This window comes from Paenibacillus lignilyticus (assembly GCF_017942085.1).
GTDB classification, from domain to species: domain Bacteria; phylum Bacillota; class Bacilli; order Paenibacillales; family Paenibacillaceae; genus Paenibacillus_Z; species Paenibacillus_Z lignilyticus.
On the sequence record NZ_JAGKSP010000022.1, the window covers coordinates 22,539 to 38,290 of the forward strand.

General features: G+C 48.2%; 12 protein-coding genes. All 12 read right to left on the reverse strand.

The window, feature by feature from the left end; all coding sequences use genetic code 11:
* Window positions 1–6: 6 nt before the first annotated feature.
* Window positions 7–837, reverse strand: coding sequence for a 50S ribosomal protein L2 (rplB, locus tag I8J30_RS28975; RefSeq protein WP_210663951.1), 831 nt, complete (start codon window positions 835–837; stop codon window positions 7–9).
* A 64-nt stretch (window positions 838–901) separates the two neighbouring features.
* A complete protein-coding gene (gene rplW / locus I8J30_RS28980; protein ID WP_210663952.1) occupies window positions 902–1,192 on the reverse strand; it encodes a 50S ribosomal protein L23 in 291 nt (96 codons plus the stop codon).
* Window positions 1,192–1,815 (reverse strand): 50S ribosomal protein L4, encoded by a 624-nt coding sequence (gene rplD / locus I8J30_RS28985; RefSeq protein WP_090986334.1) that lies wholly within the window; start codon window positions 1,813–1,815, stop codon window positions 1,192–1,194. The genes rplW and rplD overlap by 1 nt, the downstream gene beginning before the upstream one ends.
* Window positions 1,816–1,840: 25 nt before the next feature.
* Window positions 1,841–2,464, reverse strand: a complete 624-nt coding sequence (rplC, locus tag I8J30_RS28990) for a 50S ribosomal protein L3 (RefSeq protein WP_091225561.1) — start codon at window positions 2,462–2,464, stop codon at window positions 1,841–1,843.
* 41 nt (window positions 2,465–2,505) lie between these two features.
* Window positions 2,506–2,814: a 30S ribosomal protein S10 gene (rpsJ, locus tag I8J30_RS28995; protein ID WP_005544556.1), complete on the reverse strand. Its 309-nt coding sequence runs from the start codon at window positions 2,812–2,814 to the stop codon at window positions 2,506–2,508.
* A 584-nt stretch (window positions 2,815–3,398) separates the two neighbouring features.
* Window positions 3,399–4,589, reverse strand: a complete 1,191-nt coding sequence (gene tuf / locus I8J30_RS29000) for an elongation factor Tu (RefSeq protein WP_210663953.1) — start codon at window positions 4,587–4,589, stop codon at window positions 3,399–3,401.
* Between the two features lie 112 nt (window positions 4,590–4,701).
* Window positions 4,702–6,783, reverse strand: a complete 2,082-nt coding sequence (gene fusA / locus I8J30_RS29005; protein WP_090986339.1) for an elongation factor G — start codon at window positions 6,781–6,783, stop codon at window positions 4,702–4,704.
* Window positions 6,784–6,812: 29 nt separating this feature from the next.
* A complete protein-coding gene (rpsG, locus tag I8J30_RS29010) occupies window positions 6,813–7,283 on the reverse strand; it encodes a 30S ribosomal protein S7 (protein ID WP_091225558.1) in 471 nt (156 codons plus the stop codon).
* Window positions 7,284–7,347: 64 nt separating this feature from the next.
* A complete protein-coding gene (gene rpsL, locus I8J30_RS29015; RefSeq protein ID WP_091225557.1) occupies window positions 7,348–7,767 on the reverse strand; it encodes a 30S ribosomal protein S12 in 420 nt (139 codons plus the stop codon).
* A gap of 133 nt (window positions 7,768–7,900) precedes the next feature.
* Entirely contained in the window at window positions 7,901–8,131 is a 231-nt protein-coding gene (locus I8J30_RS29020; protein WP_091225556.1) for a ribosomal L7Ae/L30e/S12e/Gadd45 family protein, read from the reverse strand.
* Between the two features lie 263 nt (window positions 8,132–8,394).
* Complete coding sequence (gene rpoC / locus I8J30_RS29025; protein WP_476703949.1) at window positions 8,395–12,039, reverse strand: DNA-directed RNA polymerase subunit beta'; 3,645 nt, start codon at window positions 12,037–12,039, stop codon at window positions 8,395–8,397.
* Between the two features lie 130 nt (window positions 12,040–12,169).
* Complete coding sequence (rpoB, locus tag I8J30_RS29030; protein ID WP_210663967.1) at window positions 12,170–15,733, reverse strand: DNA-directed RNA polymerase subunit beta; 3,564 nt, start codon at window positions 15,731–15,733, stop codon at window positions 12,170–12,172.
* Between the last annotated feature and the right edge of the window lie 19 nt (window positions 15,734–15,752).

Below are 15,752 nucleotides of genomic sequence, written 5' to 3' on the forward strand. Positions count from 1 at the left end.
CGCCTATTACTTCGTACGACGACGAATAATGTATTGGCTCGATGCTTTTTTCTTTTTGCGTGTTTTGAAACCAAGTGTCGGTTTGCCCCATGGAGACATTGGAGATTTACGTCCGATTGGAGCACGGCCTTCACCACCACCGTGTGGGTGATCGTTCGGGTTCATTACAACACCACGTACTTCAGGGCGTTTGCCCATCCAACGGGAACGGCCGGCTTTACCGATTTTCACGAGTTCGTGATCTTCGTTACCAACAGAACCGATTGTAGCACGGCATTTTTTCAGAATACGACGTACTTCGCCGGACGTCAAGCGAATTGTGACGTATTGCTCTTCTTTACCAAGAAGTTGAGCATCTGTTCCAGCAGCACGAACCAACTGTCCGCCTTTACCTGGTTTCAGCTCGATGTTGTGGATAACTGTACCTACCGGGATGTTCTCAAGTGGCAACGCGTTACCGATCTTGATGTCAGCATCTGCTCCGGAAACGATTTTATCCCCAACTTTAAGTCCTTTAGGTGCGATGATGTAGGCTTTCTCGCCATCCACATAGTGGATAAGTGCGATGTTGGACGTACGGTTCGGATCGTATTCGATCGTCGCTACGTTACCTACGATACCGTCCTTGTTACGTTTGAAGTCGATGATCCGGTATTTACGTTTATGGCCGCCACCGTGATGACGAACCGTAATTTTACCTTGGTTGTTACGACCAGCTTTTTTGAAAAGCGGCGCAAGAAGCGATTTCTCCGGTGTGCTTGTGGTGATCTCTTCGAATGTCGAGACGGACATACCACGTCGCGCTGGAGATGTCGGTTTATACTTCTTAACTGGCACTTCGATTCCCTCCTTAACCGATATCTAACGTTCTTTCACGAGAAGCCGGGGGCTTCTTCGCTACTTAAACTGTTTCGAAAAATTCTAGCTCGTTGCTATCTGCGCTCAATTGAACGATCGCTTTTTTCCACTCGGATGTGTATCCGCTGTGTTTGCCGTAGCGTTTAGGCTTAGCCGGCATGCGAAGCGTGTTCACGCTCGATACTTTCACTTTGAAGATCGATTGAATCGCAAGTTTGATCTCAGTTTTGTTTGCACGAAGATCAACTTCGAATACATACTTTTTGTTCGCCATGAAATCACTTGTTTGTTCAGTAATGATTGGGCGCTTGATAATATCGCGAGGATTTTTCATTACGCAAGCACCTCCTGTACTTTTTCAACCGCTTCTTTAGTGATAATCAGCTTGTCGTATTTCATAACGTCTAGAACATTGATGCCATCGGCTGCAACGAACTTCACGTTAGGAATGTTACGAGCTGCAAGTGCTACATTATCTTCGTAGCCAGCTGTTACAACCAGTGCTTTGCGAGCCACTTTCAGGTTGTTCAGAATCGCTGCGAATTCTTTAGTCTTCGGTTGCGCGAACGCCAGTTGATCCAGAACGATGATTTCGTTGTCGATCACTTTGGAAGACAAAGCAGATTTGATTGCTAAGCGACGAACTTTCTTAGGAAGTTTGAAGCTATAGCTGCGTGGAGTTGGTCCGAATACTGTACCACCGCCAACCCATTGTGGGGAGCGAATGCTACCTTGACGTGCACGGCCTGTACCTTTTTGTTTCCAAGGTTTACGACCGCCACCGCGTACTTCGGAGCGACCTTTTGTTTTGTGCGTACCTCTGCGTTCAGAAGCTTGCTGCAAAAGAACTGCGCTATGCAATACGTGTACGTTTGGTTCAATTCCGAATACCGCTTCGGACAATTCAACCTCGCCAACTTGCGAGCCGTTCACGCTATAAAGTGCTACTTTCGGCATTTCATGTTCCTCCTTTCTTAGGCGATTATTTCTTCACCGTGGATTTAACTTTTACAAAGCTATTTTTAGGGCCCGGAATGGAGCCTTTAACGAGCAATACATTGCGTTCTGCATCGACGCGCACGATTTCAAGGTTTTGGATTGTAACGGTTTCGTTACCCATGTGACCTGGAAGGTGTTTGCCTTTTGGTACGCGGTTCGCTTGGATAGAACCCATCGAACCCGGACCGCGGTGGTAACGCGAGCCGTGCGCCATAGGGCCGCGGCTTTGGTTCCAACGTTTGATGTTACCTTGGAAACCTTTACCTTTGGAAGTAGCTGTAACGTCAACGAACTCGCCAGCTGTGAATAGGTCGGCTTTCAATTCCTGGCCAACTTCATATTCAGCAATGTTGATGCTGCGGAATTCACGAACGTAGCGCTTAGGAGCCGTTTCCGCTTTTTTAGCGTGGCCGATTTCTGGCTTAGTAGCTCTCGATTCTTTCTTGTCGGAGAAACCAAGTTGTACGGATACGTAACCGTCGTTGTCTTGGTCCTTCTTCTGCAAAACAACACAAGGGCCTGCTTCGATAACCGTAACCGGAATTACGTTACCTTCAGGAGTAAACACTTGCGTCATTCCAAGTTTTTTACCTAAGATACCTTTCATGTTGACACCTCATTTCCTTTCCATTTTCAAATATGCATAACTTACAGTTTGATTTCGATATCTACACCGGATGGCAGATCTAAGCGCATCAATGCATCAACCGTTTGCGGCGTTGGGTTAACAATGTCGATCAAACGCTTATGAGTGCGCATTTCGAATTGCTCCCTAGAATCCTTGTACTTGTGTACCGCACGCAGAATGGTGATGATTTGCTTCTCAGTAGGAAGCGGAATCGGCCCAGACACGCCTGCACCGGAACGTTTCGCAGTTTCAACAATCTTCTCTGCGGATTGATCCAGAATTCTATGATCGTATGCTTTCAAGCGAATACGAATCTTTTGCTTAGCCATATAAGTCCCTCCTTCTATCGCCCAATTTAGTATCGGACATACTCCGCAAGAAAACCCGACACGCCCCTCATGGCAAAGGAGCCGTGTGTGTCGGCAACCTCTCGCATCATCGCAACGTCACAGACCAACGCTCACTATTATATCTGAAACGGTGGGCGAATGCAACAAAAATGTTGGTTTTGTTAAAATGAATCATTTAGGAAGCAAATTCCGCTACACGGCATGAAATATGGCCTTCGGCTGCTGTTGAAATTAAGTTTCTTCATTAATAATAACTTCAGCTGTGGAAACTTAATTTCAAAGGCAGCACGTAAACTCTCCGACTCACAATTCTCTCCGATACAGTTGCTGCTTCTCATAAATGCTATTTTCAAAACCCGTGGTGAAGACATAATAAAAATGGCTTGAATACTCCGAGCCATTTACGATTAACTGCATTCACTTTGTTCACTTTGTTTCTGCGCGTCTTTGTCTTCACTTATATTAATGAATGTACGACATTTAATCAAACATCAAAATTTAGTAATAAAAAAGCCCCCACCGAAGTGAGGGCTTCATGAGCTGCAGCTTACGCTGCAGTTTCATTATTTTTGGATGGAAGCTACAGCGCCGGCGCCAACAGTACGGCCGCCTTCACGGATAGCGAAGCGAGTACCATCTTCCAGAGCGATTGGAGCGATAAGCTCAACCGTAACTGTGATGTTGTCGCCTGGCATAACCATCTCAGTACCTTCAGGCAAGCTGATGATACCAGTTACGTCAGTTGTACGGAAGTAGAACTGTGGACGGTAACCTGTGAAAAAAGGCTTGTGACGTCCGCCCTCTTCTTTAGTCAGAACGTAGATTTGAGCTGTAAAGTTCGTGTGTGGTTTAACGGAACCTGGCTTAGCAAGTACTTGACCACGCTCGATGTCTTTACGGTCTACACCACGAAGCAATGCGCCGATGTTGTCACCAGCTTGTGCGGAATCAAGCAATTTGCGGAACATCTCTACGCCTGTTACAACGCATTTGCGAGTTTCTTCAGCAATACCGATGATTTCAACTTCGTCAGATACTTTAACTACGCCACGCTCAACGCGTCCTGTAGCAACTGTACCACGACCTGTGATTGTGAACACGTCCTCAACTGGCATAAGGAACGGCTTGTCAGTATCACGTTGTGGAGTTGGGATGTAAGTATCGACTTGTTCGAACAATTCGATGATTTTGTCAGCCCATGGGCCGTCTGGGTTTTGAAGAGCTTCACGAGCAGCGCCGCGGATGATTGGAGTATCATCACCTGGGAACTCGTATTCGCTAAGAAGGTCGCGAACTTCCATCTCAACGAGTTCAAGCAACTCATCATCTTCAACCATGTCGCATTTGTTCAGGAATACGACGATGTAAGGTACGCCTACTTGGCGGGAAAGAAGGATGTGCTCACGCGTTTGCGGCATTGGGCCGTCTGCTGCGGATACAACCAGGATTGCTCCGTCCATTTGTGCAGCACCAGTGATCATGTTTTTAACATAGTCGGCGTGACCTGGGCAGTCAACGTGTGCATAGTGACGGTTAGGAGTTTCGTACTCAACGTGAGCTGTGGAGATTGTGATACCGCGCTCGCGCTCTTCTGGAGCTTTGTCGATTTGGTCGAATGCTACAGCAGCACCACCGTATCTTTTCGAAAGAACTGTTGTGATTGCAGCAGTCAAAGTTGTTTTACCATGATCGACGTGACCAATTGTACCAATGTTAACGTGCGGTTTATTACGTTCAAATTTAGCCTTAGCCATTGAACTATTCCTCCTTAATAGATAGAAGATTATGTGATCGGCTGTGTGGGAGCTATTGCCCCCAGCATTCAGCCAAAGTACAACTTATGAGATACAAGTTGTTAAAGGACTACTAGTTAGCAGCGCCTTTGGATTTGGAGATGATCTCTTCCGAGATCGAACGTGGTACTTCTTCATAGTGCGAAAGCTCCATGGAGAACACGCCGCGTCCTTGTGTACCGGAACGAAGTGTAGTGGAGTAACCGAACATCTCAGCCAGAGGCACCTTAGCACGAACGATCAACGCACCATGGCGTGTGTCCGAACCTTCGATACGACCGCGGCGGGAGCTCAACATACCCATTACGTCGCCCATGTACTCTTCAGGAACGCTAACTTCTACTTTCATGATAGGCTCAAGCAAAATCGGAGAACATTTGTCCTTCGCTGCTTTAAGCGCCATCGATCCAGCAATTTTGAACGCCATCTCCGAGGAGTCAACGTCATGGTAGGAACCGTCGACAACGACTGCTTTGATATCAACAACCGGGAAGCCGGCGATGACACCATTTTTCATCGATTCTTCGATACCTGCTTGAATTGGAGCGATAAACTCACGCGGGATAGAGCCACCCACAGTTTTGTTTTCAAACACAAAGCCTGTTCCCGGCTCTTGCGGTGAGAATTCAACCCAACAATGACCGAACTGACCGCGACCGCCGGATTGGCGAACGAATTTACCTTCGACCTTCGCAGCCGTTTTGAACGTCTCACGATAAGCAACTTGCGGCTTACCAACGTTTGTTTCGACTTTGAATTCACGAAGCATACGGTCAACTAGGATTTCAAGGTGAAGCTCGCCCATACCAGCGATAATCGTTTGGCCGGTCTCTTCGTCCGTGTGAGCACGGAACGTAGGATCTTCCTCAGACAGCTTTTGAAGAGCGATACCCATTTTGTCTTGGTCAGCTTTCGTCTTAGGCTCAACCGCAAGCTGGATAACCGGCTCTGGGAAGTTCATGGACTCAAGGATAACCGGGTGCTTCTCATCACAAAGCGTATCGCCAGTAGTTGTATCTTTCAAACCTACAGCAGCTGCGATATCACCGGAGTAAACTTCGCTGATCTCTTGACGGCTGTTAGCGTGCATCTGAAGGATACGACCGATCCGCTCACGTTTGCCTTTCGTTGCATTCACAACGTATGAACCGGAGCTAAGTACGCCGGAGTATACGCGGAAGAACGTCAGTTTACCTACGTAAGGGTCAGTCATGATTTTGAACGCCAATGCTGCGAAAGGCTGGTCGTCAGCAGACTTGCGGATCGTCTCCGTACCATCTTCAAGGGTACCCTTGATATCCGGAACGTCGATTGGCGACGGCAAGTAGTCAACAACTGCATCAAGCATCAATTGAACGCCTTTGTTACGGTACGAAGAACCAACGATTACTGGGAAGATCTTAACTTCGCAAACACCTTTACGAAGCGCGGATTTAATCTCAGCAACAGTGATTTCTTCGCCTTCGAGATATTTCATTGTGAGCTCTTCATCAAGCTCAGCAACTTTCTCGATCAGTTCAAGACGAAGTTCTTCAACTTTGTCTTTGTATTCTGCAGGGATTTCAATTTTCTCCGGATCTTTGCCAAGATCGTCTTTGTATTTGTAAGCAACTCGTTCAACCAAGTCGATTACACCTACGAAGTCGTTCTCTGCACCGATCGGCAATTGAATAGCCACCGCATTTGCGTTAAGACGCAGGCGCATATCATTAACAACGTTAAGGAAGTCTGCACCGATAATGTCCATTTTGTTGACGTATGCGATACGCGGTACGCCGTAACGGTCAGCTTGACGCCAAACAGTTTCGGATTGCGGCTCTACGCCCTCTTTAGCACTGAAAACACCAACGGCCCCGTCCAATACACGCAGGGAACGTTCAACTTCAACAGTGAAGTCAACGTGCCCCGGGGTGTCGATAATATTAATGCGGTGACCATTCCATTGAGCAGTAGTAGCAGCGGAAGTAATCGTGATTCCGCGCTCCTGTTCCTGCTCCATCCAGTCCATCGTTGCTGCACCTTCGTGCACCTCGCCGATTTTGTGGGTACGGCCTGTGTAGAACAGGATCCGCTCTGTAGTGGTAGTTTTACCTGCATCAATATGCGCCATGATCCCGATATTACGCGTATTTTTCAAGGAGAACTCTCTTGCCATAATTCAGTCTCCCTTCGATTAAGCGAATTCTACCAACGATAGTGAGCGAACGCTTTATTCGCTTCAGCCATTTTGTGTGTATCTTCGCGTTTTTTCACGGATGAACCAGTGTTATTGGAAGCATCGATGATTTCAGCCGCCAAACGCTCTTCCATCGTTTTCTCACCGCGGTTACGTGAATAGTTCACGAGCCAACGGAGACCAAGCGATGTACGGCGCTCCGGTTTAACTTCAATTGGTACCTGGTAGTTCGAACCGCCTACACGGCGTGCTTTAACTTCAAGTACTGGCATGATGTTCTTAATTGCTGCTTCAAAAACTTCCATCGGTTCTTTACCCGTACGCTCGTTGATAAGAGTGAACGCATCATACAAAATTGTTTGAGCGACACCGCGTTTACCATCGATCATGATACGGTTGATCAAGCGAGTTACAAGCTTGCTGCTGTACAACGGATCTGGCAATACATCACGTTTTGCTACTGGACCTTTGCGTGGCATGTGGAAGTCCCCCTTTCTTCTAGTTTTTCATTTTAGGATGAGGATAACCGTCGCCGGCTATGCCTTATTTTTTAACTTTAGGACGTTTTGTTCCGTATTTGGAACGGGCTTGTTTACGGTTGTTAACACCCGCTGTATCAAGCGCACCGCGAACGATATGGTAACGAACACCCGGAAGATCTTTTACCCGGCCGCCGCGTACCAATACTACGCTATGCTCCTGTAGGTTGTGTCCAATACCGCCGATGTAAGCTGTAACCTCAACGCGGTTAGTCAAACGTACACGCGCATATTTCCGCAAAGCGGAGTTCGGTTTTTTCGGAGTCATCGTACCTACACGTGTACAAACTCCGCGTTTTTGTGGCGAACTCAGGTTTGTCTCTTCACGTTTCAGTGCGTTAAATCCTCTTTGCAGGGCTGGCGATTTCGATTTAACGATTTTCGCTTCACGGCCTTTGCGAACGAGTTGGTTAATTGTTGGCATGTTGCATCCCCCTTCCTCACTTAGTAAAGCTGTTCAAGACATATTGGCTATTTAAGCCCACAGATCCAGGCGGTTCATAAAGAAACAAACGAAAGTTTCTACCTTGTATTCACTCGGTAAAAACGTTACTTCTTTATTCGATTTCCGGTATAACCGCTGCCATCGCTGCCCCAACTTCAATCCCGCAGGTTTCCCCAAGGCTCTTCATTGATTCAGACCAGATAATTGGCACTCCCGATGTTTCGCAAAGCCGAACAATACTGTTCTTCAGCCGCGGATCTGTATCTTGTGCTACGTAGACTTGAGTGGCTAAGCCTTGCTCAACCATCTTCGTCGTTTGCTTGCTACCTATTACAAACCGCATCTCAACCATCCTTCCAAGTCAATCAAAACTAGAACGATCAAGTTTCGTTAATGACATGCGTAGAGGTTGTGCGATTTGGCACACTACGACATATTAGCATCTAGGCTTGGTGAATGTCAAGCATGACTCTTCAAGAATTACAGGAGAAAATGGATATTCATGACAAGGCATGACGGCGCAAAGAGCGGCAGGCTTACTTCCGTTTGCAACGGCTGCAGCCCCGCTCGCTCTTTGTCCTCATGCTGCTTTATATCACATTCCGATTAAGATTCAACCGGTACGCTCTCTGCTTCAACTTGCAGTTCTTCCAATGGTTCATCATCCATACCGGCCACATGTACGCTGCGATAACGCTGCATACCTGTACCTGCCGGGATGAGCTTACCAATGATAACATTCTCTTTCAAACCAAGCAACTGGTCGACTTTACCTTTGATAGCGGCATCGGTCAAGACACGAGTTGTCTCTTGGAACGAAGCTGCGGACAAGAAGGAGTCCGTTTCCAGGGATGCTTTGGTAATACCCAGCAATACCGGTTTCGCAACCGCCGGCTCTTTGCCGGAGAGGATTGCTTCGCGGTTAGCTGCTTCGTACTCATGAATATCAACAAAAGCGCCCGGCAACAGCGTAGTGTCGCCTGCTTCTACGATACGGATTTTGCGAAGCATTTGCTTCACCATAACCTCGATGTGCTTATCGTTGATTTCTACCCCTTGGTTCCGGTATACGCGTTGAACTTCCTGAAGGATATAGTTCTGAACGCCACGGATACCTTTGATGCGGAGCATATCCTTCGGATCGATCGAACCGTCTGTGAGCTCGTCGCCGGCTTCAATTTGCTTGCCTTTGATTACGCGGATACGCGAGCCGTAGCTGACTGCGTACACTTTGGATTCTGCTTCACCTTGGACTTCGATTTCACGGCGGTCTTTCGTCTCGCGGATGTCTTTAATAACACCGTCGATTTCGGAAATAATCGCTTGACCTTTCGGGTTACGCGCTTCGAAAAGCTCTTGGATACGCGGCAAACCTTGCGTGATATCGTCTCCGGCAACACCGCCGGTATGGAAGGTACGCATTGTAAGCTGTGTTCCCGGTTCCCCGATGGATTGAGCAGCGATAATACCAACCGCTTCACCAATCTCAACGAACTTACCTGTTGCCAAGTTACGTCCATAGCAAATTTTACATACGCCGTGACGAGCGCGGCAGCTAAGAACGGAACGGATTTGCAGGCTTTCTACTCCGGCAGCGATAACTTCTTCTGCTTTATTGGAATCGATCAACTGGCTGCGGTTGAGAATGATTTCGCCGGTTTGTGGATTACGTACAGTTTCAAAGGAGTAACGGCCTTCAATACGGTCGTAAAGATCTTCGATAACCTCTTTACCGTCTTGAATTTTGCTTACTCTAAAGCCTTTGTCTGTTCCGCAATCATCCTCACGAACGATTACATCTTGTGCAACGTCAACCAGACGACGAGTCAGGTAACCTGAGTCAGCTGTACGCAAAGCCGTATCGGCAAGACCTTTACGGGCACCATGCGTCGAGATGAAGTACTCGAGTACGGTTAGGCCTTCACGGAAGTTGGACTTGATTGGCAATTCGATAATCCGACCGGATGGATTCGCCATCAAACCACGCATACCGCCAAGCTGCGTAATTTGCGATTTGTTACCCCGTGCTTTGGAATCCACCATGAGCATGATGGAGTTGTAACGATCCATCGATTTCATGAGAATTTCAGTGATTTGATCTTTGGTTTTGCTCCAAATTTCAATAACACGGTCATAACGCTCTTCATTTGTAATCAAACCACGACGGTATTGATTCGAAACGACTTTAACTTTCTCTTCGGACTCTCTTAAGATCTCAACCTTCTCAGGCGGAACAATAACGTCAGAAACCGCAACCGTAATACCCGCACGAGTCGAGTACGTAAAGCCCAGCTCCTTGATCTTATCAAGCATGACCGAAGTTCTGGTTGTATGGTATTGACGGAAGCACTCTGCAATAATCAAGCCGAGGTACTCTTTACCTACGCCGCCAATTTGAGCCAATCCATCCATAAACTTAAGCAAATCCGCGCCCTTATCATGGACAAAATATTTATCCGGGGTTCCTTGCAGCAAGTTCACCTTAGTCGGCTCGTTGATGTAAGGGAAATCCGGCGGGTAAATTTCGTTGAAGATGACTTTACCAACCGTGGTGCAAATCAGCGTTTTCTGCTGTGCATCCGTGAAGGACGTTTTCTTCAGAACTTTAACCGGGATAAATATACGTGCATGCAGCGATACGATACCGCGTTGGTATGCAGAGATCGCTTCGTTTACAGTAGCGAATACAGAACCGCTGCCTTTACCCTCTTTGTTATCCATTGTCAGGTAGAAGCTTCCGAGAACCATATCCTGCGAAGGCGTTACGACCGGTTTGCCGTCTTTCGGGTTCAAAATGTTACCCGAAGCAAGCATGAGCAAACGCGCTTCAGCTTGCGCCTCAGCAGAGAGCGGTACGTGAACAGCCATTTGGTCACCGTCAAAGTCCGCGTTATAAGCGGTACAAACGAGCGGATGAAGTTTAATCGCGCGGCCTTCAACCAAAATAGGTTCGAAAGCTTGGATACCCAAACGGTGAAGGGTCGGGGCACGGTTTAGTAGAACCGGGTGCTCCTTGATTACTTCTTCCAGCACATCCCAAACTTCAGGGCTAACGCGTTCAACTTTACGTTTTGCACTCTTGATGTTGTGTGCAAGACCTTTGTTAACGAGTTCCTTCATAACGAATGGCTTGAAGAGCTCAAGCGCCATTTCTTTCGGCAATCCGCATTGGAACATTTTCAAGCTAGGACCTACGACGATAACGGAACGACCGGAATAGTCAACCCGTTTACCGAGCAAGTTCTGACGGAAACGTCCTTGCTTACCTTTAAGCATATGGCTGAGCGATTTAAGCGGACGGTTACCTGGACCCGTTACCGGGCGACCACGGCGGCCGTTATCGATCAAAGCATCAACCGCTTCTTGAAGCATACGCTTCTCGTTCTGCACGATAATATCCGGCGCACCGAGATCAAGCAGACGTTTCAGACGATTATTACGGTTAATTACACGACGGTACAAGTCATTAAGGTCAGACGTCGCAAAACGTCCGCCGTCAAGCTGTACCATTGGACGAAGTTCCGGTGGAATGACCGGCAACACATCAAGAATCATCCATTCCGGCATATTGCCGGAGTTACGGAATGCTTCGATAACTTCAAGACGTTTGATCGCACGGTTACGACGTTGGCCTTGAGCGGTACGAAGATCTTCTTTCAATGTTTCAAGCTCACGCTCAACATCGATGTCTTGAAGCAATTTCTTAACTGCTTCCGCACCCATGCCTGCATGGAACCCATAGCCGTATTTCTCACGGTAGCTGCGGTATTCCTTCTCGGACAACAGCTGCTTTTTCTCAAGCGGCGTATCGCCTGGATCCGTTACCACATATGATGCAAAATAGATGATCTCTTCAAGCGAACGAGGCGACATATCAAGCGCCAGCCCCATACGGCTTGGAATTCCTTTGAAGTACCAGATATGGGATACAGGAGCTGCCAGCTCGATATGTCCCATACGCTCACGACGAACTTTCGCACGCGTTACTTCAACACCACAGCGGTCACAAACGACGCCTTTATAACGAACACGCTTGTATTTACCGCAATGACATTCCCAGTCTTTCGTCGGTCCGAAAATCTTTTCGCAGAAAAGACCTTCTTTCTCCGGTTTTAAAGTCCTGTAGTTGATCGTTTCCGGTTTCTTTACTTCTCCGCGGGACCACGATCGGATTTTATCCGGAGATGCCAATCCAATCTTCATATACTCGAAGTTGTTCACGTCCAACAAGGAGCAACCCTCCTTCGTCATGGTTCACTAATATGCTGTATTTAACGCCGTTAACGGCTAAAGGAGCACAGCTCATGCGGCTCCTTCAACCTTACATCCGCCCGTGAAGTTGGATTCGGCATGCTTATGACTACCGGCAGGAAAGCAACGATTACTCGACGCCTACTTCTGCACCTTCTAAATTGAGGTTGAGCTTGTCAGTTGCTGCATCATCCTCATCGTCCATCTCTTTCATTTCGATCTCTTCTTCATTCTCTGATAGGATTTTAACGTCCATACCTAAGCTCTGAAGCTCTTTGATCAAAACTTTGAAGGATTCAGGCACGCCCGGTTCCGGAACGTTCTCGCCCTTCACGATAGACTCGTACGTTTTGACGCGGCCGACGACATCATCGGATTTCACGGTCAAAATCTCTTGCAGTGTATATGCGGCGCCGTAGGCTTCGAGCGCCCAAACTTCCATCTCCCCGAAACGCTGACCGCCGAACTGCGCTTTACCACCCAGCGGCTGCTGAGTAACAAGCGAGTAAGGACCAGTGGAACGAGCATGGATTTTATCATCGACCATGTGCGCCAGTTTAATCATGTACATGACGCCGACCGTTACTTCACGCTCGAACGGCTCACCGGAGCGTCCGTCGTAAAGAACTGTTTTACCATTACGCTGCATACCTGCTTCTTCCATGGAGTCAAACACGTCATACTCACGCGCTCCATCGAATACCGGCGTTGCAGCATGGATGCCTAGACGCTTACAAGCCATACCAAGATGGACTTCGAGCACTTGACCGATGTTCATACGCGAAGGTACGCCCAGCGGGTTAAGAACAACCTCTACCGGTGTTCCGTCCGGCAGGAACGGCATATCTTCTTCCGGGAGGATACGGGCGATAACCCCTTTGTTACCATGGCGGCCTGCCATTTTATCCCCTTCAGAGATCTTACGTTTCTGAGCGATGTAGGCACGAACCAATTGGTTAACGCCAGGCGGCAACTCGTCGCCGTTCTCACGTGTAAACACTTTAACGTCGACAACGATACCGTCGGTACCATGTGGTACACGCAAGCTGGTATCACGGACTTCACGCGCCTTCTCACCGAAAATCGCATGCAGCAAACGCTCTTCAGCCGTCAGCTCCGTAACCCCTTTAGGCGTTACTTTACCAACGAGAATATCCCCCGCGCTGATTTCAGCACCGACACGGATAATACCGCGCTCATCCAAGTTGCGGAGCGCTTCTTCACCGACGTTCGGAATGTCGCGTGTAATTTCTTCCGGTCCAAGTTTCGTGTCACGCGCTTCCGACTCATACTCTTCGATATGAATGGACGTGTACACATCCTCTTTAACCAGTTTCTCGCTTAGTAGGATCGCATCCTCATAGTTGTAGCCTTCCCACGTCATGAACGCAACGACCACGTTACGTCCGAGCGCCAATTCGCCCATTTCGGTGGAAGGACCATCCGCAAGGATATCCCCTTTCTTCACGATGTCGCCTTTACGGCAGATCGGACGCTGGTTGATACAAGTACCTTGGTTAGAGCGCATGAACTTATGCAGCTTCGATTTCACCAAGTCGCCTGTTACCGGCTTACCGTCAATCATCTCAACGCGGCGCAGCCAGATCTCATTGGCCGACACGCGCTCGATAACGCCATCGTATTTGGCAACGATACATACGCCTGAATCTTTAGCAGACTTATGTTCCATACCCGTTCCGACAAGCGGAGATTTCGGAATAAGCAGCGGAACCGCCTGCCGCTGCATGTTGGATCCCATGAGCGCACGGTTGGAGTCATCGTTCTCAAGGAACGGAATGAGCGCCGTAGCGACGGATACAACCTGTTTAGGCGATACATCCATATAGTCAACCCGTTCAGTAGGCATAGTCAAAATATTGTCAGCCTGCTTGTTGTAACGAACGATAACCGCATCCTCGAGGAACTTACCGTCAGGGGTAAGCTTCGCATTCGCTTGCGCGATGACGTAGTTATCTTCTTCATCAGCAGTCAGGTAGGCAATTTGCTCCGTAACAATAGCCGTCTTAGGATCTACCCAGCGGTAAGGAGCTTCGATAAAGCCATATTCATTAATACGCGCGAATGTCGACAAGGAGTTGATCAGACCGATGTTCGGTCCCTCCGGCGTCTCAATCGGGCACATACGGCCATAGTGAGAGTTATGAACGTCACGAACCTCAAAGCCCGCGCGCTCACGCGTCAAACCGCCGGGTCCGAGTGCAGACAGACGACGTTTGTGCGTCAGCTCGGCAAGCGGATTCGTTTGGTCCATAAACTGCGAGAGTTGGGATGAACCAAAGAACTCTTTAATCGATGCAATAACAGGACGGATGTTGATAAGCGCCTGAGGTGTAATCGCATTTGCATCCTGGATGGACATACGCTCGCGAACAACACGCTCCATACGGGACAAACCGATACGGAACTGGTTCTGAAGCAGCTCGCCAACCGAACGAAGACGACGGTTACCTAGGTGGTCAATATCATCCGTGCTTCCAACGCCATGCAGCAAATCTATGAAATAATTGATGGAAGCGATTATATCAGCAGGCGTAATATGCTTAACAGCTTTGTCGATAATGCCGTTGGCAATGACCTTAATCACTTTAGTCTCATCAAGCGGGGAGAATACACTCACCGTTTGAAGCGGAATACTATCCGCATCAAGAACGCCATTTGCCACATTGTACGTTTTGAAGCCTACATTGTTCTCCAGATGAGGGATCAGCTCATCCAGCAAACGACGGTCGATCATTTGACCGGCTTCCGCCAGGATTTCCCCTGTAGAAGGATCAAACAACGTTTCCGCCAACCGTTGGTTGAACAGACGGTTCTTAATGTGCAGCTTCTTATTGATTTTGTAACGGCCTACGTTAGCCAAATCATAACGCTTTGGATCAAAGAAGCGCGCAACCAGCAAGCTCTTTGCGTTATCCAGCGTCGGCGGCTCACCCGGACGGAGTCTTTCGTAAATCTCGATAAGAGCTTTTTCCGTGGAATCGGTGTTATCCTTATCCAGCGTGTTGCGAATATATTCGTCATGGCCCAGCAATTCTAAAATTTCAGCATCCGTGCCGAAACCAAGGGCGCGAAGAAGCACTGTGACAGGGATCTTCCGAGTGCGGTCAATACGAACATAAATAATGTCCTTCGCATCGGTTTCAAGCTCCAGCCAAGCACCGCGGTTTGGAATCACCGTAGCCGTATAATTTTTCTTGCCGTTTTTGTCCACTTTCGTGCTAAAGTAAACGCTAGGTGAACGAACCAATTGGCTGACGATAACGCGTTCCGCGCCATTAATAATAAATGTGCCCGTCTCGGTCATCAGCGGGAAATCGCCCATGAACACTTCTTGCTCTTTCACTTCGCCGGTTTCCTTGTTAATGAGTCGAACCTTCACACGCAGCGGTGCTGCATAGGTCACGTCGCGTTCTTTCGACTCATCGACAGAGTACTTAGGCTCGCCAAGTGAATAGTCGATGAACTCAAGCATCAAATTACCTGTAAAATCCTGAATCGGCGAAATGTCTTGGAAAAGCTCAAGCAAGTCCTTCTCCAAAAACTTCTCGTACGATTTTTGTTGGATTTCAATCAGGTTCGGAACTTCGAGCACCTCGCGGATGCGGGCATAGCTTCTACGCGTGCGACGCCCATACTGAACAAGTTGTCCTGCCAACTTAACCTCACCCCTCATGTCTGCTTCACAGAAAGTG